General features: G+C 62.4%; 17 protein-coding genes and 1 tRNA gene. 7 read left to right on the top strand and 11 right to left on the bottom strand.

From position 1 onward, the window contains the following. Window positions 1-271: 271 nt before the first annotated feature. The 8 genes from ACZ2HM_RS00720 to ACZ2HM_RS00685 all read right to left on the bottom strand — a co-directional run bounded on the left by ACZ2HM_RS00720 (window position 272) and on the right by ACZ2HM_RS00685 (window position 7,111). Window positions 272-2,884: a DNA-primase RepB domain-containing protein gene (locus ACZ2HM_RS00720; protein ID WP_470425946.1), complete on the bottom strand. Its 2,613-nt coding sequence runs from the start codon at window positions 2,882-2,884 to the stop codon at window positions 272-274. 414 nt (window positions 2,885-3,298) lie between these two features. Next, window positions 3,299-3,688 (bottom strand): hypothetical protein, encoded by a 390-nt coding sequence (locus ACZ2HM_RS00715; RefSeq protein ID WP_470425945.1) that lies wholly within the window; start codon window positions 3,686-3,688, stop codon window positions 3,299-3,301. Between the two features lie 68 nt (window positions 3,689-3,756). Continuing rightward, on the bottom strand, window positions 3,757-4,113 hold the full coding sequence (locus ACZ2HM_RS00710; RefSeq protein WP_470425944.1) for a hypothetical protein: 357 nt from the start codon (window positions 4,111-4,113) through the stop codon (window positions 3,757-3,759). A 206-nt stretch (window positions 4,114-4,319) separates the two neighbouring features. Further along, a complete protein-coding gene (locus ACZ2HM_RS00705; RefSeq protein WP_470425943.1) occupies window positions 4,320-4,559 on the bottom strand; it encodes a hypothetical protein in 240 nt (79 codons plus the stop codon). Beyond that, entirely contained in the window at window positions 4,543-5,115 is a 573-nt protein-coding gene (locus tag ACZ2HM_RS00700; protein ID WP_470425942.1) for a DUF4352 domain-containing protein, read from the bottom strand. The genes ACZ2HM_RS00705 and ACZ2HM_RS00700 overlap by 17 nt, the downstream gene beginning before the upstream one ends. 14 nt (window positions 5,116-5,129) lie before the next feature. After that, window positions 5,130-5,486: a hypothetical protein gene (locus tag ACZ2HM_RS00695; RefSeq protein ID WP_470425941.1), complete on the bottom strand. Its 357-nt coding sequence runs from the start codon at window positions 5,484-5,486 to the stop codon at window positions 5,130-5,132. Between the two features lie 424 nt (window positions 5,487-5,910). Further along, the gene (locus ACZ2HM_RS00690) at window positions 5,911-6,582 is read right to left on the bottom strand and encodes a hypothetical protein (protein WP_470425940.1); all 672 of its coding nucleotides are present in this window, start codon (window positions 6,580-6,582) and stop codon (window positions 5,911-5,913) included. Window positions 6,583-7,035: 453 nt separating this feature from the next. Beyond that, a tRNA-Thr gene (locus ACZ2HM_RS00685) sits at window positions 7,036-7,111 on the bottom strand. Window positions 7,112-7,264: 153 nt separating this feature from the next. On the opposite strand from ACZ2HM_RS00685, the gene ACZ2HM_RS00680 reads away from it, so the two are divergent. Both ACZ2HM_RS00680 and ACZ2HM_RS00675 read left to right on the top strand, forming a co-directional pair. Continuing rightward, the gene (locus tag ACZ2HM_RS00680; RefSeq protein ID WP_470425939.1) at window positions 7,265-8,566 is read left to right on the top strand and encodes a PAS domain-containing protein; all 1,302 of its coding nucleotides are present in this window, start codon (window positions 7,265-7,267) and stop codon (window positions 8,564-8,566) included. Window positions 8,567-8,859: 293 nt separating this feature from the next. Next, window positions 8,860-13,536 carry an NAD-glutamate dehydrogenase gene (locus ACZ2HM_RS00675; protein WP_470425938.1) on the top strand — a complete coding sequence of 1,559 codons (4,677 nt, stop codon included), beginning with the start codon at window positions 8,860-8,862 and terminating at the stop codon, window positions 13,534-13,536. Window positions 13,537-13,581: 45 nt separating this feature from the next. Here the strand turns inward: ACZ2HM_RS00675 and ACZ2HM_RS00670 are convergent, their stop codons facing one another. Further along, window positions 13,582-14,484, bottom strand: coding sequence for an MlaA family lipoprotein (locus tag ACZ2HM_RS00670; RefSeq protein ID WP_470425937.1), 903 nt, complete (start codon window positions 14,482-14,484; stop codon window positions 13,582-13,584). Window positions 14,485-14,756: 272 nt separating this feature from the next. Between ACZ2HM_RS00670 and ACZ2HM_RS00665 the strand changes: the two genes are divergently transcribed. The 5 genes from ACZ2HM_RS00665 to ACZ2HM_RS00645 all read left to right on the top strand — a co-directional run bounded on the left by ACZ2HM_RS00665 (window position 14,757) and on the right by ACZ2HM_RS00645 (window position 18,576). Then, window positions 14,757-15,401: a PepSY-associated TM helix domain-containing protein gene (locus ACZ2HM_RS00665; protein WP_470425936.1), complete on the top strand. Its 645-nt coding sequence runs from the start codon at window positions 14,757-14,759 to the stop codon at window positions 15,399-15,401. A 12-nt stretch (window positions 15,402-15,413) separates the two neighbouring features. Continuing rightward, complete coding sequence (locus ACZ2HM_RS00660) at window positions 15,414-15,947, top strand: DUF2271 domain-containing protein (protein WP_037476865.1); 534 nt, start codon at window positions 15,414-15,416, stop codon at window positions 15,945-15,947. 13 nt (window positions 15,948-15,960) lie between these two features. Beyond that, window positions 15,961-16,860 carry a DUF4198 domain-containing protein gene (locus ACZ2HM_RS00655; protein WP_470425935.1) on the top strand — a complete coding sequence of 300 codons (900 nt, stop codon included), beginning with the start codon at window positions 15,961-15,963 and terminating at the stop codon, window positions 16,858-16,860. Between the two features lie 98 nt (window positions 16,861-16,958). Next, window positions 16,959-17,828 carry an FAD:protein FMN transferase gene (locus ACZ2HM_RS00650; RefSeq protein WP_470426893.1) on the top strand — a complete coding sequence of 290 codons (870 nt, stop codon included), beginning with the start codon at window positions 16,959-16,961 and terminating at the stop codon, window positions 17,826-17,828. A gap of 187 nt (window positions 17,829-18,015) precedes the next feature. After that, on the top strand, window positions 18,016-18,576 hold the full coding sequence (locus ACZ2HM_RS00645; protein ID WP_037476868.1) for a YkgJ family cysteine cluster protein: 561 nt from the start codon (window positions 18,016-18,018) through the stop codon (window positions 18,574-18,576). An 844-nt stretch (window positions 18,577-19,420) separates the two neighbouring features. Here ACZ2HM_RS00645 and ACZ2HM_RS00640 read toward each other — a convergent pair. Together ACZ2HM_RS00640 and phbB are read right to left on the bottom strand one after the other, a co-directional pair. Next, window positions 19,421-19,750: a ribbon-helix-helix domain-containing protein gene (locus ACZ2HM_RS00640; protein ID WP_052027729.1), complete on the bottom strand. Its 330-nt coding sequence runs from the start codon at window positions 19,748-19,750 to the stop codon at window positions 19,421-19,423. Continuing rightward, window positions 19,750-20,472: an acetoacetyl-CoA reductase gene (gene phbB, locus ACZ2HM_RS00635; protein ID WP_470425934.1), complete on the bottom strand. Its 723-nt coding sequence runs from the start codon at window positions 20,470-20,472 to the stop codon at window positions 19,750-19,752. The genes ACZ2HM_RS00640 and phbB overlap by 1 nt, the downstream gene beginning before the upstream one ends. Between the last annotated feature and the right edge of the window lie 7 nt (window positions 20,473-20,479).

Raw genomic sequence — 20,479 nt, 5'->3', positions numbered from 1 at the left:
AGGCTCCCTCTATGGAGCCTCCATGAATCTACCAGATTCATGGTTCGTTCCCGACGCCTGCACCGAAATTGCGGGAGAGCCCACTTTTGCGGAGAATTGCACGACCGATGACAGGCGTCGCCGGGTGGAGTCGAGGGGGTCGGGAGCCGGACGGGCAGATTGCGCCTGCTGCCTTGGGCGGAACCGGATTTTACCAAGGGTCGGGCTGGAGGTGCCCGGCAGGATGAGCCACCGGGCACGCCATTGTCGGTCAGACCGTCAACCGTCGCGATCAGCCATCCAGAGGGGGCAGAGAGGGCGGATTACCCCCTTTTCCACCTTCCAGCGGCACCTTCACGACGCGCCATGACTTGCGTTCCGAGGAGTCGCCGTGGCGGATTTCCAGCCCCCCAACGATCCGCTGCACGTTCTTTTTGAGGTAGTGGCCGAACCTGTTGCGGTCGATCACACCGTTATTTGTCCAAGGCAGATCTGCGAGTGCTTCTTCCAGATCAGGATGATCGCTAGCCGCCGTTATGACCTTGCGCACTGTCACCGTTTGTTCGCCAAAGCAGGCATACCATGCGGTCAACAAGTCGCTAAGCGGATCGAGGTATGGATCGTCCTGCACCTGTTCGATCAGGCTCGTCGCCGGGTCCAGTTCGTCCAGCCATATCAGAGGCTGACGACACAGATCGTTCCACAGCCCGTCATAGCTGGCAATGTCGGGCACATCCGCTTTCGGCCGTCCCGCCGCTATCCAAGCGCGCATGATGGTGAGCGCATGGGACACAAATCGCCCCCGACCCGCTTTTAGAACATCGACCGGTCGATCGCTGAAGCTGCGCATCGCAGGATTTTCCGTTCGGGCATATAGCCGGATGGTGGCGACGCGGCGGGTCATGTCGCCTACCGGACCGACATTATTGCCGCTGCCCATGATAAGCGTGCGGGTGCTGACAGAGGCCGTGCGGCTGACGCCCAATATCCTTTCGGTAATAGTTTCGGCCGTCAGCGCCCGATTGATCGCCGCAAATGGTTTCCAGTCCGTCTGCATATCGTCGAATATGATGACCGGCGGGGCTTGCAACAGGCTTGCCAGCATCGCCTTTGATGCTTCTTCGGCGGTGGTCGGATAGCCCGTGGTCAGGGCATCCGCAGGCGTTGCGAAGGGCACGATGGTTTTGGCAAGATAGCTTTTGCCGCTGCCGGGCGCTGACGCCGTGATGTTATAGGCGGGTGCCAGCGGCAGGGTAGGACGAACAGTTGCGGTCAGCATTGCGGAGAGCGCCGCCGATCGATCCGCGTCAGTGGCAAACTCGAACTCGCGCAGGAGATGATTGAGTTCCTGCTTCGCTTTTAACGCCGCCTCCCTAGTCGGTTCGGGGAAGTCATAGTCGGTAGGGACAAAGTCTGCGTAAATCCCGGATACTGGATCATAGCCCGGCTCGGTCACCAGCACCAAATCCTCCTCGCGAAAGAAAGGCTGCCGCGCGATGCCGTTCAGGACCGGCAAATGCTGGTAGACGCCGCCCTTCATCAGCATTTGAACAACACGCTGGCTGGGATCGGACAAAACCCAGCCTTTGGATCGGCCGTCAAGCCGTTCCCAGATGGCGGCGTCGGACAGGATTGTCGTCAGCGCCTGCTCATTAACGACTTCTGTGCTGATACCACCCGAACGCGCATCTTTGCGCACTGCCAGGATCATTCCGCCAGACTGGTAAAAGTCTCCCGACATGGCCAGAACCTTTTCAGCAGATCGAACGACTCGTCCGATCGCACCATTCACCATCCTGATCTTCGGCTTGCCCTCCGCTGCGGCATGATCGACGTCCAGAAAGCTCAGCAGTTTGCCCACGCCATATTCATCGCCATGCGAATGTTGGCATTTGAAGCCGCCCTTGGGATATTGAACGCTCGGCTCGAAATACGCTGCGCCCGTATCCAGCCCATCGGTATGATCCTCCGCCCATGGGCAAGTGATATCGTGTCGGCCTTCCGATATCGGATGCTTGTATAGACCTCGCGCTTTCAAGGCAGATAGCACGGGATTTTGAGTGGGGCGCGGCGTGAACACGTCATCCCCCGGCAACTGGCCGTGTTCTTGTCGCGCGGGACGGTTAGAAGAAGGCAAAGGGGGTGTCATGTCGAGGGACAGCACATTGGCCAACTCTTCTATCGTATAGGAGACATCAGCATTCAGCGCCGCCAACCGGCAACGGAATGGTACACGATCCTCGTCCTGGTGCTTTACCTTTCCATTGATTGCATTCGGCAACCGCGCCCAGCGGGCCAACCCTCCAGCTCCGGTATCGGACAAGCCTGCCGCCATGATAGCATCCAGCAACCTTTCACCCTGCCTGCGATCGCGCAATGGTTCGGACAGCTTTATGCCCATCTGAAAGTTGCCGGGGCTTGTCTCGATTTTCCATGTCGGGTCGAAGCCGTCCAATCTGGCTTCATCGACCTTGGTGCCAACATCATCCAGCATGATGAAGTGCAGAGCGGAAAACCGTTCCAATTTCGCCCGAACCGCGCCTTCCTCGTTAAGAGTGAAGCTGGAACAGTTCAGATAGTTGTTTCGGCCAGGAGGGCACTGCTGAGCGATGTCATCCGCAACCTGCGCTGGCCAGTTATTAGCCGGTTCACCCGAAATCGAGCAGATCGCGGCCCGCGCGCCCTCCGCGACGTCACCGATGACAGCGGCCACAAACTCGGCGTTGGATGGAGGCAAAGGGGGTAAATTGCCCCCGGCCCCCTCTTCACCCCCATTGAGATGCAGGTCGGCGGTGATTGCGCCGCCAGTATCGAGCGGCTCGGCAGCGGATCGGCGATAGAGCTTCAGCCCACCAACGCCCGGCATTTTGTGTTCGTAGTCAGTATGGTCTTGATCGTTGGTCAATATAACATTTCCTACTCTAACATTCCGTGTTTGATCGCCTCCTTGATGATGCGATCACCCCGAATTATTCGGAGCGACATCCACTTCATGAGAGAAATTGCAGCCGTCAACAGCCCCTCCCGGCTGCCAGACCTGCGGATTTTCAAATTTTCCTATGAGAGGCACAAAGCAAAGCTTGCGATTTATTTTTAATCTCTTCCGGCCGGAAGGAAGGCAAATTTTTCGGATCAAAGACTAAGGCACTTAAACAAGCGTCAAGCCCTTATTTTACCTCACGCGCATTTTGTTTGGACCCCACCTTGGAAGCGGTCGGCCCCGAATCACCGGCCAAGCGAAAGGAATGATTCGCGAAGTTGGCTCGAGTCACATCCACCCGCCCCTTCGTTGGCCTAACGGCTTGTCACGCACGCCGGATCATTGGCGGCAGGCACTACGGCACATATCAAGCAGATCAGCTAAGGCGGGATCGTCGCTATCTTCCAAAAACAGGAGGAAAGCGAAACCGCTGTTGCCCACGCAATAGATCAGTTCGAACCAGCCGCCATGGTCGTGCAGCCAATCCCACCATGGATCGAAGCCGGGCTGTCCATAGCGACGCCCTTCCCATTCCAGCGGTGAAAATAGGACTTCGTCTTTCAGCATGGCTTCGGTGTCGCCCGGTCCCAGGACGACGATGTGCGTGAGACCATCCAGGCCGTCGGCAATCACCTGCGAGATGCGCTCTTGCAAGATGGCCTTGATGTCGGCGCGCAGCGGAAGCGTGGGGGCATTATCCATGGCGGCGCGATCGGGAAGTGAGAGCATGAGATATTCTCCAGGCGAAAAAATAGCGCCCCGAAGGACGCTGCTTGCGATTGGTGGTGGTGGTCGACTCAGACGTGGGCGCGACAGAGCGCCAGCAGCCTTGGATGAATGCCTTCCACGTCAGGCACGATCAGGACATGGCCCCAGCCGGAGTCAGATAGGATGATTGGCGCTTCGAAGATCGAGCCATGCCGCATGACCCACTCCCACGTCGGCGAACCGTCGGTGGTGATGGGAAAGCCCAGCGCCAGTTCTAAGTCGGCCAGCGCATCGCCCGGCTCAACGATGACGAAAGTGCCAATCTCAGTCAGGTCACCACAGTCGATCAACTGGTCGCGGCGAAGTTTCAACAGAGCGGCAATGTCGGGATTGGTCGGGCGTTCAAGCCAGTCGGCCAGTTGCTCCCACGTTCGAATGATGTGCATAGAATAGGCTCCAATAAAAAAGCCCCCACGGATTGCTCCGCAGGGGCTTGAGAGGTTGATGGTGATAAGACGTCAGCTTAGCAGGTAGTCGATTACGTCAGGGCCGAACTCGATCAGAAGCCAGAAGGCCGCCATGTTGAAAACGACGACCAGCGCTATCACGAGTGACAGATACAGCATGTAGGCGAGACGGGCCGTGACATCCCTCATTGCTTGAGCTTCACCAGAAGCGCTTGTATCTTTTCGGTGTTTTCTTTGTGCTTCTCAGGTGTCACGCCCGCCATGTTTTCGTCGAGGAGCGCGCCGATTTGCTCCTGCAGCGCGCACTGCCGTTTCGCAAATCTGAGCGCCTCGCCGGTGGCGAACAAGGCACCGGAGAAGACGTTGAACGTGTCGAACGAGAACAGCGACCCTAACAGGCTAGGCTTGCTAGTTCGCTTTCCCATTCGCGTCTCCCGCTTCCAGCGCAAAAGTTAATGCCGGGTCCGTCTCCACGACGATGCGCCACGTTGCCTTGTCGAAGCCATCTTTAGCGACTTTCCAGGCAGTCCCGGTTTTTGCGGAAACGCCGGGATTGAGATCGGCGCTCATACCGGACGCGTCGTCCATTAGTACGCCAACCATGATGCCCGCCATATCGTCAGTGACATAACTCTGGCCTTTGGCATCGACGAGACTGATCGCGGGACGGTCCATGGCCGACAGCGCCGCACCCGACGTATTCTTTATCGTATAGTGGACGACGACGAAGGTTTCGGTCGGTTCAGCCTTCGGGCCACTACCCGCCGGTCCAATCTGATTGGTCATCGTCACTTTGGTTATGGTGAAGTCCACCCCCTTGCCCTTGCCTGTTTCGCCAAGGGCGATTGGCTTTTCTGGCGTTTTGGCAGAGGCGGGGATGTCCGTGATTTGCGGCAGACCGTCTCCGATCGGTTGGGATATTGGCGCTTCACCGCACGCCGACAGCAGCACCAATGCCGCGACTATGGATAGCTTGTGCATGGGCTCGTTCCTCTTCATTTCCACACCGCTTCGACGAAGGCGCGGCAAGCAGTTCGGGCATTGATGATGTTGCGGCCGACCGACACGCGAAGGGTCTGTTCGTTGATCGGCTGGATTTCCCGGCCCCGGTTCTTGGCTTCCTCATAGGCGCGCGTGGTAGCGATCGATCGGCAGGCCACCAGCAAGGCATCGGCTTCCGGCACGAACTGGTAGCGGGAATAACGAAGATCGACGGTGAAGCCTCTCGCGGTATCCTTGATGGTGAACTTGGCATTCTTATCGCCGCCAGCCGCCAAGGGCTTGGAGACGTCTGCAGGCGTGGTGCAGGCGGACAGGACCGCCAGACACAGCAAGGGTATGATCTTCTTCATGGGTTATTCCATTTGCATGAGGTGATGAACCGCAACCCGGCTGGGCACGGCTGAACAGGCAGCATCGCTATTGCGGAATCTGAATCACTGCTCGCCCCCTCGCGCCTGGAGAGCGACCTTCGGCTTCAACCTCGCGTCGCCCTATGTACCTCTCGGAGCGACGGCCGAAGCCGGATGTTAGGAACCTAGCCACTAGAGCAGGCGCATGCGCCTTTATCGGCGAACCGACTGGACATGCGCGCATGCCACCCGGCCTCCAAAATCTGGCGACCGAGTTCTAGTGGCTGGGGTTCCTACGCCCCACCCTCCGGCTTTCACGAAGGGCAAAGCGTGTTTGGCGGGGTTAGAGCAGCTTCGCAATAGGCGTTTGCTGCGCCCTGTTCATATAAGATGGGGGAATTTGCGCGGTCAGAATGGCACCATGCTATGAAGATGCGGGAGGATGGCCTAGCCGCAGGGCCTCACGGTGTAAACGGTTGGCTAACTGATTATGCCATGCAAGCACATCTTGCCACATTTCCACCGGCAATCCGATTTCTGCAACGGCGATACCTGATCGATGCATTTGATCTATAACTGAGAAGAGATGCGAATGGTTGATATTGGCCATCAAGGATGCAGTTTCTGGGTCTTGAAATGGCCCGTACTGACCAAGAGATTTATCCAATGTATCAAGGGTCGAACGTACATCGTGCCAAAGCCGCGTTATAAAATTTGAACTTCCGATCGGTTGATTTAGAGGGAGTTGAGATGCGGTAACTGCCAATCCTATCGGCACTTCTACCGCTGCATTTAGTTCGTTCACGCTTATCACGGCGAGGTCCGCGATTTGACCGGCCTCACGTATCGTTCGCGCGACTGATTTTAGTCGTGCCCGAGCAACCATGTTGTTTTTTAGTGCGATAACTTGCATCGGGCGTAAGCGACGATCTTCTGCGAGCCGGATGAGGCTATCAACCAGAAAGACTACTAGCAGGCCGGACAAAAGATTGGGAGGAAGAGCCTTCGTGAGTTCAGATGGCCAAGTGTCCGCAGCAAAAAATGCTGCAAGCGTCAAAACGACATAGGCAAAATAGGCTGCGGCACGATTGAACATTGACGTAATTCCCTCGTGCCTACTGCCAAAGTCAACAGCTAGCGACTAACATTTTACCTCAACCCTGTCAGCGCTGATGCCAACGTCTGCGGGATCAATCGCGTTCTAGAAACGGGATTGGTTCCGCAATCGTCCCGTCCGCGCGCATGCGATCGTATTGGGCTTGCACATCGTCAATTCGATCAATGGCCCTTTGCATTCGATGAGCCACCTTCTCGGTTGGGCTCAGCTTCAGCCACTCGTCCCGCTTCATCACCCCCATCATGCCCTCCAGCGCTGCATACGCACCATAAGTTGACATAGAATGAGGTTGATGCAACCCATTCCTACCCCACGCTCCACCCACTGGGACGCCCCGAAATCAAGTTCAAAGCCCCATAAACAAGGCAACCCACCGGCCCTAAGCCAGAAGGCGTTTTCGCTTTGATTTCAGGAATTTGCCTTTGCAGGCGCTGGTGCCGCTTACAGGACTCGAACCTGTGACCCCCGCATTACGAATGCGATGCTCTACCAACTGAGCTAAAGCGGCTTGCGGCGGGCAGATAACAGCGGTTGGGGTGCAGGACAAGCGGGCTTTTCAACGAAAGCGCACATCCGCGCCCCTGTTCACCCCAAATTTACCATCCGCTGCCACTGTCGAGTCCCAGATGAAGCGCTTTTATCTGTTTTAGGGACAGGCCGAATGGACACTCTATGGGGACTCGATGTCGCCAACGACCGGGACGACGTCGACCATAGCGAAGACGCCGCGATCGACGCGCCGCTGATGGTGGTGTCCGACGAACGGCGGATGCAGGTGCGCGCATATAATTATTGGGCCTCGCTGCTGGGCGACCGCGCCTTGCCCTCGATCGAGGATCTGGCGCCCGAAGAACTGGACGATTTCGGCCCCTACAGCATCCTGCTCGATTTCAGCACCGGTCTCGAAAACCCCTCGGTCGTGTATCTGGGCACTGCGTTGCGCCAGGAATGCGAGATCGAAGGATCGATCACCTATATCGATGACGTGCCCGCCCGATCGCTCGTCTCGCGGCTGACCGACCATTATCTCCAGATCATCGCCAATGCCGCGCCGATCGGCTTCGAGGCCGAATTCGTCAACCAGCGCGGGTCGGACATTCTCTATCGCGGCATCTTGATGCCCTTCTCGTCCGACGATGAAACGATCGATTTCGTGTTCGGCGTGATCAACTGGAAGGAATTGGCCAACGCCCCGATGCGCGCCGCGCTGGAGGCGGAAGTGGGCGACGCCTTGCGCACCGCGCCGCTACCCGGCCCGACGACCGCAATCTGGGCCGATGGTCCCGCCCAGTCGGAAACGCCCGCCCCCGCGCACGCACAGGATGACGACGAAATTCTCGACCTGTCCGGCATGGAAGCGCCCGACGAAGCAGCCCCGCTCGCCGACTGGCTGGCGATCGCCCGCGACGGCGCGGAACGGGTGCGCGTCAGCGAGGCGCGCACCCGTTCCGCCCTCTATCGCGCCATCGGCCTCGCTTATGACTTCGCCTTGGTGGCAAAGGCCCGCCCCGACGATTATGCCACCTTGCTGGTCGACCACGGCCTCAAGGTGCAAGCGCGCAGCCCGATGACCGCGATCATCAAGCTCGTCTTCGGCGGCACCTATGATAAGACGCGGATCACCGAATATGCGACCGCGCTCGACCATGGCTGGGCGACGGGCCTGGGCGTCGGGTCGCTCGCCGACTATCTCGCCAGCTACACAGGCGGCCTCAAGGCACTGGTCCGCGACGAACGCGCGCTGCGCCGCGCCGAAGCCCCGCCCCGCCCCGACCGCCGCCATAAGGCGCGCACTGCGATGCAGGCGGCCAGCGCGCTCGCGCCGGATGCCATCGCCACCGACGCCGATGGCCTGGCCGTCGTCATCGCCCGGCGCGAAGCGGACGGATCGCTCGCCCTCGTCGCGGCGCTGCCGCAGGATTCGGACCTGGGGCAGAAGGTGATCCTCGCCGCCGCCCGCTGATCCGACGGCACGGCCGCGCACCCATCGCCCGCAACGCGCAGCAAAATACTGGAAAATATCCCGTAAACCCGCTCGACATGCCATCGGGCCGGGCCGATAGTCGCCATCCGAAGCAGTTATGGTGCATCATCATATTATTTCAATTTTCAGAAACTTTATTCCACAGCCTGGGTTGAGCCTCCGTTGAGGCGGAGGCATAAAGGCGATCCTAAGCCGGGGAGTCGCATGGCGGCGTCCAGCCTCTCCTCCGTTCCATGAAAGCGGGAATGTACCCGCTGGTGAGAGGTAGGCGAATGACGACGCTGGCTGACGCGAAGACCAAGGAAGTTGATACGGGCATCCGTGAGGCGCTGGAAACGGCGCTGGCGCGTGGCGCGCTGCCGGGCGAGCGGGAAGGGTTTGACGAAGCGGCGCTGGCCGCCGCCGCGCTGTTCGTGGGCCGCACCGCCAATGGCCGTCAGGCGGGACAACCCGCCATCGCCATCGAAACGCTCGGCGAAGGCGCCAATGGCCGCTTCATGCGGATCGCGCTGATCAACGACGACATGCCCTTCCTGGTCGATTCGATCGCCAATGCGCTGGCCGCCGCCGATATCACCATTCACCGGTTGCTCCATCCCGTCCTGTCGATCACCCGCAACAGCGAAGGCGCGCTCGCCGCGATCCTGGACGATGATGCGCCCGGTGCCCGCCGCGAATCGATGATCTATATCGAGGCGGACCGGGCCGACGCGAAGGCACGCCGCGCGCTCGAAAAGGCGCTGGCCGAAACGCTGGCTGACGTGCGCGCCGCCGTCGCCGACTGGGCGCCGATGCAGGCCGCGATGCAGGCCGATGCCGACGCCGTCCCCGATGAGGAAGGTGCGGCGCTGCTGCGCTGGTTCCTCGCGCGCCATTTCACCCTGACGGGTCACGAAATCATCCATCGCGACGGCAGCAGCCATGCCTCGCTCGGCATCTGCACCCGGCATGACAAGCCGCTGATCGCCCCCGCCTCGCTCGACGCCGCCTTCGCCTGGTTCGAGGAAGGCAAGCGCAACCCGCTCATCATCAAGTCCAACCGCCTGTCGCGCGTGCATCGCCTGGTGCTGCTCGATCTCGTCATCGTGCCGGTGCGCGAGGGCAAGGAGGTCAAGGCGCTCTCCATCCATGCCGGCATGTGGACCAGTTCGGGCCTGACGGCGACGCCGGACAAGGTGCCGGTGCTGCGCTCGGCGCTGTCCGCGCTGATGGACAAGTTCGATTTCGATCCACAGGGTCATGCCGGCAAGACGCTGGTCCATGCCCTGGCCACCCTGCCCCACGACATCCTCATCGGTTTCGATCGCGATACGCTGGAGCGGCTAGCGCTGACCTTCATGTCGCTGACCGACCGGCCACGGCCCAAGCTCGCGCTGGCGAGCAGCCCGCTCGCCCGCCATCTCTATGCGTTCGTCTGGCTGCCGCGCGACGAAGTATCGACCGCGCGCCGCTTCTCGGTGCAGGAAATGCTGTCCATGGCCGCCAACGCGCCAGTGCTGAGCTGGTCGATCGCACTGGAGGAAGGCGGCCTCGCCTTGCTGCGCATCACGCTCGACCTGCGCGAAGGCGGCATCATTCCCGACGACGTCCTGCTCGACCGCCAGTTGAAGCAGATGGTGCGCGGTTGGGCACCCGCCGTCGAAGAAGCGCTGGCCAAGACCGAGGATGCCGGCCGCGCCGCGGCGCTGGCGCAGCGCTATGCCGGTGGCTTCCCGATGGTCTATCGCAACGGCGCAGGGCCGGACGAGGCGGCGATCGACATCCGCCTGATCCACGGCCTGTCCGGGCCGGGCGACAAGTCGATCCGCATCTACCGCAATCCCGAAGATTGCGCCGAACGGCTGCGGCTCAAACTCTACAGCCTCCATGGCATTGCGCTGTCCGAAGTCGTGCCCGCGTTCGAGAATTTCGGATTCCGCGTGATCGAGGAAATGACGACCGCATTGGACGGCGGCAGGCTGGGCAATGTCCAGCGCTTCGTGCTGGAACTGCCCGCGGGCGGCGATGCGCAGGCCGTCGTGGACCGCGCCACCATCGTTACCGAAGCCATTGCCCAGGTGCTGGAAGGGCGCGCGGAAAATGACCGGTTCAACGAACTGATCGTCACCGCCGCGCTTGCCCCGCGCTCGGTCGTCCTGTTCCGCGCGCTGTTCCGCTATCTGCGCCAGACCGGCATGGCCTATGGCATGGCGACCTTCGCCGAAACGCTGCGCCGCGCTCAGGGCGTCACCGCCAGCCTCGCCAGCCTGTTCCAGGCGCTGCACGATCCGGTCGGCCGCGAAGGCGCGGAAGAACGGATCGCCGCGGCCCAGGCGGAGATCGACGCCGGTCTCGAAGCCGTCACCGCGATCGACGAGGATCGCGTTCTGCGCCTGCTGCGCGCCGTCATCAACGCGACGCTGCGCACCAATTTCTACAGCGACGCCGCCACCGAAGCGCTGGCGTTCAAGCTCGACAGCGCCCAGATTCCGGGCCTCCCCGCCCCGCTCCCCTGGCGCGAAATCTGGGTCTATTCGCCGCGCGTCGAGGGCATCCATCTGCGCGCGGGTCCGGTCGCGCGCGGCGGGCTGCGCTGGTCCGACCGGCGCGACGATTTCCGCACCGAAATATTGGGCCTGATGAAGGCGCAGCGCGTCAAAAATGCCGTCATCGTGCCAACGGGTGCGAAGGGTGGCTTCTATCCCAAGCATCTGCCCAACCCGCAGGTCGATCGCGACGCCTGGCTCGCCGAAGGCACCGAAAGCTACCGCATCTTCATCCGCGCGCTGCTGTCGGTCACCGACAATATCGTCAATGGCCATGTGCGCCACCCGGCCAAGGTGGTCGTGCGCGATGGCGACGATCCCTATTTCGTCGTCGCCGCCGACAAGGGCACGGCCACCTTCTCCGACGTCGCCAACGCCATCGCGCTCGACCGCAAATTCTGGCTGGGCGATGCTTTCGCCAGCGGCGGCTCCAACGGCTATGACCATAAGGCGATGGGCATCACCGCGCGCGGCGCATGGCTCTCGGTCCAGCGCCACTTCGCCGAAATGGGCGTCGATGTGCAGAGCGAGTCCGTCACCGTCGTCGGCTGCGGCGACATGTCGGGCGACGTGTTCGGCAACGGGATGCTGCTGTCCAAGGCGATCAAGCTGGTCGCCGCCTTCGACCATCGCCACGTCTTCTTCGACCCCACGCCCGATCCCGCCAAAAGCTGGGAAGAGCGCAACCGCATGTTCCAGCTGCCCCGGTCGAGCTGGGAGGATTATGACAAGGCGCTCATTTCGCCTGGCGGCGGCGTCTTCTCCCGCGCGCTCAAGCGCATCCCGCTGACCCCTGAAATCCAGCAGATTTTGGGCGTGACCGAAACGGAAATGGAGCCGGGCGCACTCATCTCCGCCATTCTCAAGGCCCCCGCCGACCTGCTCTGGTTCGGGGGCATCGGCACCTATGTCAAATCCGCGGCGCAAAGCCATGGCGACGTCGGCGACCCGGCCAATGACCGCTTGCGCGTCAATGCCGAACAATTGCGCGTCAAAGTGTTGGGCGAAGGCGCGAACCTTGGCATCACCCAGGCGGGCCGCATTGCCTTCTCGCTCCATGGCGGCCGCATCAATACCGACTTCATCGACAATAGCGCCGGCGTCGATTGTTCGGATAATGAGGTTAATATCAAGATCGCGCTGAACAAGGAAATGGCCGAAGGCCGCCTGTCCTTCGACGCGCGCAACAGCTTGCTCGAAAGCATGACCGATGCGGTCGGCGACCTGGTGCTGGAGGATAACCGCCTGCAGGCGCTTGGCCTGTCGATCGCCGAAAGCGGCGGCGCGGCCGACCTCGCCAGCTATGTCCGGCTGATCGAAACCTTCGAGGAATCGGGACGGCTCGACCGCGCCGTCGAGGGGCTGGCCGCCAACGACCAGTTGCTGCGGCGCGGACAGGATGGCCAGGGCTTCACCCGCCCCGAACTCGCGGTCCTGCTCTCCACCGCAAAGCTCGCGCTGCAGGATGCGATCGAACATGGTGAGCTCGCCACCGATCCCAGCATGGGGGCCGAACTTATGGCCGCCTTCCCCGCCGCAATGCAGGACAAGGAAGCGGACGCCATCGCCGCCCATGCCCTGCGCAAGGAGATCATCGCCACCAAGGTCGCCAACCGCATCATCAATCGCCTTGGCATCATCCACCCGTTCGAACTGGCGGAAGAAGAAGGCTGCTCGCTCGCCGACCTCGCCAGCGCCTTCCTGATCGCCGAGCGGCTCTACGACATCCGCGCGCTATGGGCGGATATCGACGCGGCCCATATGTCGGAGGATGCCCGCCTTGCCCTGTTCGGCGACATCGCCAATGGCATGCGCGCCCAGATCGCCGACATCTTGCGCAGCGTGCCCGCAGGCACCCTGCCCGCGGCCGGGCACGACCTGTTGGCAAAGGGCGTCGGCACGCTGGCCGTGCAGGTCGACGACCTGCTCACCAGCGAAGCCCAGCGTCGCACCAATGCCGTGACCGATCGCCTGCTGGGCCTCGGCGCGCCCGAAGCCCTGGCCCATCGCGCCGCTGGCCTGTTCAAACTGGACGGTGCTGTCGGCATCGCGGCCTTGGCCGGACGGATGGGCGTCGATGAAGTCGAACTGACCCGTGCCTTCACCCATCTGGGCGAAGCGGTCGGCATCGACTGGGTCCAGTCCGCCGCCGCGCGGATGGAACCGACCGATCCGTGGGAACGGCTGCTCATCTCCGGCGTCGCCCGTGACATGCAGCAGGTCCGGCTCGACTTCCTGGCGCAATGCACCGCGAATTGCGACGCCAGCGACGTCGCCGCCCATGTCGAAAACTGGCTACAGAAGAAGGGCGACCGCGTGCGTCAATTCCGCACCCTGGTCCAGCGCGCTAAGGCCGCCGCCAGCCCCAATGTCGCGATGCTCGCGGAGATTGCGGGCCAGGCCCGCGGCCTGCTGGGACGCTGAACTGATAACCGGGTCATGGCCACAAGTCGGCCATGACCCTGTAAATCATTCCGGCGCGGTTTCCGGCAGCGGCGCACTGTCAGGCACCGCACTGGCATCCTTGGCCTTGCCCGGTACGCCCAGGCCCGGCCCGTACATCGGCACCACCGGCTCATCGCTCACGCGCCCATGCAACGCCTCGATCTCCGCCTTGCGCTGCTTGAGATACAGGTCGCGATAGGTGCCATAGGGGTCTTCCTGCGCGCGGATATCGGTAATCCGCTCGTCGAACGCGGCCCGTTCCCCCAATTGACGCAGGATGTTGGCGGGAATGACATAGGTCGGCTGGTTGAACGGCTTACCCAAAACGAAGGGCGTCACGATGCCATCGACGCCATAGCCGACGAGATCGCGCAGCGTCGTCGGCCCGATCACCGGCAGATACATATACGGCCCCGGCCCGACCCCGTAAAAGCCCAGCGTATTAGCGAGGCCATTGGGCCGATAGGGCAGATGGAAGGGCTTGCGCTTGGCCACGTCGAACAGGCCGACAAAGCCCAGCGTCGAATTGATCGCGAACCGCCCCGCCGTCTCCGCCGCCTTGCCTGGCTTGAGCTGCAGCAGATAGGCCGCAAACACCACCGGCTCCTGCAGATTGGAGAAGAAGTTGCGCAATCCCTTGCGCGCCGGACGCGGCAGGCCCTTATTATAGGCCTTGGCCATTGGCCCGACGACATTCTTGTCCACCGCCTGCACGGCCTCGAAACTCTGGGCGTTGATCTCTTCCAGCGGATCGCCCTTGGGCGGCGCGCGGTCGCCGGTCACCACGATGTCCTGGACCTCATCCTCCGCCTGCACGGGCGGCGCGGCCGGTGTCGTTTCCACCACCGGCTCGACCGGCAATTGCGGCGCAGCCCCGGCCTGCGTCCCGATCAACATCATTCCTGCGGCAACGCCCGACAGCAGCATAATTTTATCCTGATAGCGGCACGCGCCCCCCTCTCCCATGAGCAGGGCCGACCCGATGCCTTGACGTCTCGGTGATCGCTCGCCCGTATGCCGTCCCTCTTGCGGCTAGGGCCAGCGTCGCCTGCGGTCAATAGTCTCGATCTGCAACCGGTCGCGGCGATCATCCCCTTCATCACACTTTATTACATTTTTCTTCCTGCGACTCGTTTGCAATTGAGAGTCGTTCGCGATATGCGATCCTCCTCACTTCAGCAGGACCAGTCCCCATCCCGATGCACGGAACCGCCCGCATCTCTTCGCAAAAGAAAAAGAGCGCCAAGGCGTTCTGGCTCAAGCAATTGCACACCTGGCACTGGGTCAGCTCGGCGATCAGCCTCATCGGCCTGCTGCTCTTCGCCTTCACCGGCATCACGCTCAACCATGCCGCCGATATCGAAGGATCACCGCAAACCGTCGAAAAAGCGGCGACCCTGCCCGCCAACCTGCGCGCCCAGATCGCCCCCGATGACCAACCCGACACCAAGAAGCCCCTGCCCGCCCCCGTCGCCGCCTGGATCGAACAGGCTGTGGGCCAGCGCGGCACCGGCGAGGCCGAATGGTCCGCCGACGAAATCTACCTCGCCTTGCCCCGGCCCGGCGGCGACGGCTGGGTCTCGATCGACCGCACCGACGGCACGGTCACCAGCGAAGCGACCAGCCGCGGCTGGATCAGCTATCTCAATGATCTGCACAAGGGGCGCAATGCCGGAACGGTGTGGAAATACTTTATCGACATTTTCTCGGTCGCCTGCTTCCTCTTCGCCTTGACCGGCCTCGTCCTGCTCCAGCTTCATGCCAAGAAGCGGCCTTCCACCTGGCCGCTGGTCGCCGCAGGCCTCGCTCTGCCCGCCATCCTCGCCATCATCTTCATCCATTAAGGGGGACTATCCATGCAGATCCGCTACCGCCTGGCCCTGACCGGCACGGCTGCGCTCGGCGCGGTGGGCACGCTCGCCGCACCCGCCACCGCACAGACGCTGAACCTGTCCGTCGCCATCCCGCGCCTCTCGGTCGCCGAATATCATCGCCCCTATGTCGCGATCTGGATCGAAAAAGAGGGCGCAACCCCGCGCAGCTTGTCGGTCTGGTATGATTATGACATGAAGAATGGCGAGGGCACCAAATGGCTGCGCGACGTGCGCCAATGGTGGCGCGCCTCCGGCCGCGCGCTCAAGCTGCCCGCCGATGGCGTCACCGGCGCAACCAAGGCACCCGGCGACCATAAGCTCAGCTTCACCGCAGGCAAAGGCCCGCTGGGCGCGCTTGGCCCCGGCAACTACACGCTCTTCATCGAGGCCGCGCGCGAAGTCGGTGGCCGCGAAGTCGTCCGCCTGCCCTTCGCCTGGCCGCCAAAGCCCGGCGCGACCGTCAAGGCGCAGGGCAGCACTGAACTGGGCGCCGTCGCCCTCACCTTCGGCAAATAAAGGGGATTGGACCATGAAAGCCACATATCTGATCGCGGGCGCGCTTGCCGCCCTGATGCTGCCCGCCACCGCGCAGGCCCATCGCCAATGGATGCTGCCATCGTCCACAACCCTGTCGGGCGACGAGAGCTGGGTGACGGTGGACGCTGCCATCTCCAATGACGTTTTCTACTTCGAACATTTCCCGATGGCGACCGACGGCATCGCCGTGACCGAACCGGACGGCAGCACCGGCACAATCGAAAACGCCGCCAAGGGCCGCTATCGCTCGACCTTCGACGTGCATCTGACCAAGCCCGGCACCTATCGCATCGCCAATGTGTCGACCGGGGTGATGGGCAGCTATATGCTCAACGGCAAGCAGGAACGGCTGCCGCGCGGCACGACCAAGGACAAGCTGGCCAGCGTCATCCCAGCAGGCGCAACCGATGTGCAGACCGCCGAAATGTCCAACCGCAACGAGATTTTCGTGACATTGGGCGCGCCGACCACGACCATCTTCAAACCCACCGGCACCGGCATCGAAATGGTCCCCGTCACCCATCCCAATGATCTGGTGTCGGGCGAAGCGGCGACCTTCCAGTTCCTGCTCGACGGCAAGCCTGCGGCCGACCTCAAGGTCACCGTCATCCCCGGCGGCATCCGCTATCGCGACGCGCTGGGCCAGATGGACCTGACCGCCGACAAGGATGGCAAGGTCGTCGTCACCTGGCCGGAACCCGGCATGTATTGGATGAATGCCAGCATCGGCGGCGGGCGCGAAGGCGGCCCCGGCGGCCCCGGCGGTCCCGGCGGCATGGGTGGCCCCGGCGCAGGTGCGCCCGGCGCAGCGCCCACGCCCCCGGCACGTCCCGCTGGCCCACCCCAGCGCCGCGCCGCCTATGTCTCGACGCTGGAAGTGCTGGCCCCCTGACGGTCGGCATCCGCATCGCCATCCCGCCCGGCCTGTCGCCCGACCTGTTCGTCGGGCGACAGCGGACGGGCCGCGTCATGACACTCGGCGGCCCCACCATGGGCACCAGCTGGTCGGCGCATATCGTCGATCCGCCCGCTGGCTGCACGGCGGAAATCGCGGCGGTGCTGGCCCGCATCATCGCGCAGATGAGCAATTGGGAGCCGGACTCGGCCATCAGCCGCTTCAACCGCGCCCCTATCGGCACATGGATGCCGCTGCCCGCCGACATGCTGACCGTCCTGCGCGCAGGGCTGGACATGGCACGGCTGTCGGACGGCGCGTTCGATCCCGCCATCGGCCACCCGGTCGACCAATGGGGCTTTGGCCCCGCCATCCTCCTCCGCCCGGACGCTGCGCCGACGACGACGCCCTGGCAGGCGATCGAGATTGATGGCGATCAGGCTCGCCGCTGCGCCCCGGTCGCGCTCGATTTCTCCGGCATCGCCAAGGGATTCACCGTCGATGCCGTCGCCGCGCGCCTGCGCGCCATGGGCCTCGCCAACTTCCTCATCGAAATCGGCGGCGAATTGCGCGGCGAAGGTATCAAGCCCGACATCCAGCCCTGGTGGGTCGATGTCGAATCGCCCCCGGACCTGACTATCCCAGTCCTGCGCGTCGCCCTGTCCGGCCTGTCGGTCGCGACCTCCGGCGACTATCGCCGCTACCGCCTGGAAGATGGCCGCCGCCTCTCCCACAGCATCGACCCGGCCACCGGCACCCCCATCGCAACCGGCGTCGCCTCGGTCACCGTCCTACACGACAGCGCGATGCAGGCCGACGCCTGGGCTACCGCCATCACCATCCTCGGCCCCGTAAACGGCATGGCGCTCGCCACCCGCCACGCCCTCCCCGCCCGCCTGATCCTGCGCACCGACACCGGCGCGCAGGAATATATGACGCCGAAATTGGCGGCGATGCTGGAGTGACAAGGGGAGCCGCACCACATCGCCTGGGGCTAGTCGATTATCCCTCTCCCCCGTGGGGGAGAGGGCTGCGCAGACTTGGCAGCTTGCTGCCTAGTGGAAGCTGGGTGAGGGGGCGTAGCCTCCCGCCATTGCTCCCCATAACCGCCTTCCTCTTGCATTCCTGACACGGCCGGGGCACCCGCCGGGGATGCACACAGAGACTGATCTGGAAACCACCCTGCTGGGGCCAGTCCTGCCCAATCGGACCTGCGGCGATTGCACGGCCTGCTGCACCATCCTCACCGTGGATACGCCCGATTTCCAGAAGTCGGCCGACATCCCCTGTATTCACCTCGCTGCGCAGGGGTGCAGCATTCATGCCGAACGCCCGCACATCTGCCGGACATGGTTTTGCGCCTGGCGCAGGATCGCGAGCCTGCCCGATGCGGCCCGCCCGGACCGATCCGGCATATTGGTATCGCTCGATTTCGTCCGCGAACCGCGCAACTGCTTCGAAGGCGTCTCGATCATGGTCCGCATGGAGCCGGGCAGCGCCGCGATCACCAATGGCATGGCCGCCACCATCCTCGACGCCCTGTGCGATCAACTGATACCCGTCTGGTTCAGCGACGGGTCCAGAAAGATGCTGATGCACCCCGACGATAACGTCGCCAGCCTCGTCCTGTCAGGCGACCCCGCGCCGGGTTACTTGAAGGAAGAAGTGGCGGCTTGGCGAGAGCGATACAGCGCGTTCGCGAGCAAGGGGTAGTCGCGGGCGATTTGCGGCATTGAGTGATTTGCCGTCAGGCAGCTTAGGGCAATCCGTTACATAATGCCGACACGACACGATCACCGACCACGTCGAATGTCACGGATATTACGCCGCACCCCGCGTCCATTCCCTGAGGAAGATCATGATATTCCACCCATTCACGCCCAGGCCGTTCACTTTGGACAAATTGCGCCTCAACCAACTTCTGGCCTTGTTCGGACATGCTGTAGGCATAGTATCTGTAGTAATTAGATACACCCTCCCATCCTTCGGGCAGTTTGGCAGTCGCCTCAATTCTGTCCATGATATAAGCGCGCCTTTGCTGCTCCGACGAACCGCAATTTGTCAGCACAAAGAGACATAGGACTGTCGTGAAGCGGTGCATCGCTACAGCCTATCGAAGCAAAGTCCATCCGTATATCATAACCGGCCGATACGCCGCCTCATTACACACATGTCCGAACATCGGTGCCCCGCTTCAACCCCACACCCCTTCCAATGTAGGATTTTCTCTGGTCTATCCTGATGGATGACGCCCACGGCCCCTTCCAGTCCCCCTATCCGCTCCCCAGACACGTCGCGTCGCCGACGCGTAGGGGACGCGTGTGTGTCGCGTCACCGTCGCGTCGATGATACACAGGTGGCACGTCGCGACCGCTTCGGCGATACGATTGACGCAAATTGCTGTGCAATGGCCCGACGACGGTGTGAACTTCGCGGCGTGACCCTCATGGCGCGTCTTGTATGCCTGAAAGCCCATACCGACCGGACTCAACGCCGCGCCGAATCCCATCAGCCGGTCGCCCCACGCGTTCCCACCGAGATCAAGCAGAGGCCACCCTCACACGCTGTCGGCGCACCCCGGACCAGTGTCCGCTTCGCTGACCGCGTCGCTTCGCTGCTGCAGGGCGGCGGCGAAAATCCAGCAGCGTATCGCACTGGCGAGATTGGGCGGATCGGCGGCCTTCATCCGCATCACGTCGATCTGCGCAATGAGGGCGTTGATGGGCAGGTTCGCCCGCTTCGCCGCATCTCGCAGCGCATCCCAGAAAATGGGTTCCAGGCTGATCGCGGTCTGATGGCCGGCGATCGTCACGCTCCGTTTGACCGGAGGGGCAAAGGGCGACCCCATTGGCCCTTCCGGGCCATCAACAGGGTCGCCAATGTCCATCAATACATATGCTGCCCGCCGTTGAGCGACAAGGTCGTGCCAGTCACAAAGCCCGCATCCTCGCTGCAAAGAAAGGCGACACCGCGCGCAATTTCACTGGCCTGGCCAAGGCGGCCGACCGGGATCTTGGCAACGATTTTTTCCAGCACGGCCGGGGGCACGGCGGCGACCATGTCGGTGTCGATATAGCCCGGCGCGATGGCATTGACGGTGACGCCCGCCTTGGCGCCTTCCTGCGCCAGTGCCTTGGTGAAGCCATGGATGCCCGACTTGGCGGCGGCATAGTTGACCTGGCCATATTGGCCTGCCTGCCCGTTGATCGACCCGATATTGACGATCCGGCCCCAGCCGCGCTCGCGCATGCCACCAAAGGTCGCCTTGGCCATGTTGAAGCAGCCGCCGAGGTTGATGCGCATGACTTCGTTCCAGTCGTCGAAGCTCATCTTGGCCAGCACGCCGTCGCGGGTGATGCCCGCATTATTGACGACGATGTCCACCGGGCCGAGCTGTGCGGCGACGGCAGCGCAACCATCGAGGCAAGCCTGATGATCGCCCACATCCCATTTGAAGGCGGCGATGCCGGTGCGCTCGGTAAAGGCCTTCGCCTTTTCGTCATTGCCGCCATAATTGGCCGCAACGGTATAGCCCATGTCCCGCAACGCCAGGCTGATCGCCTCGCCAATGCCCCGCGTACCGCCGGTCACGATCGCTACTCTCGCCATATGCGCA

Source organism: Sphingobium sp. KKT206 (assembly GCF_055640555.1).
The sequence above is the reverse complement of the archived record's forward strand: the minus strand, read 5'-3'. Positions and strand labels throughout refer to the sequence as shown.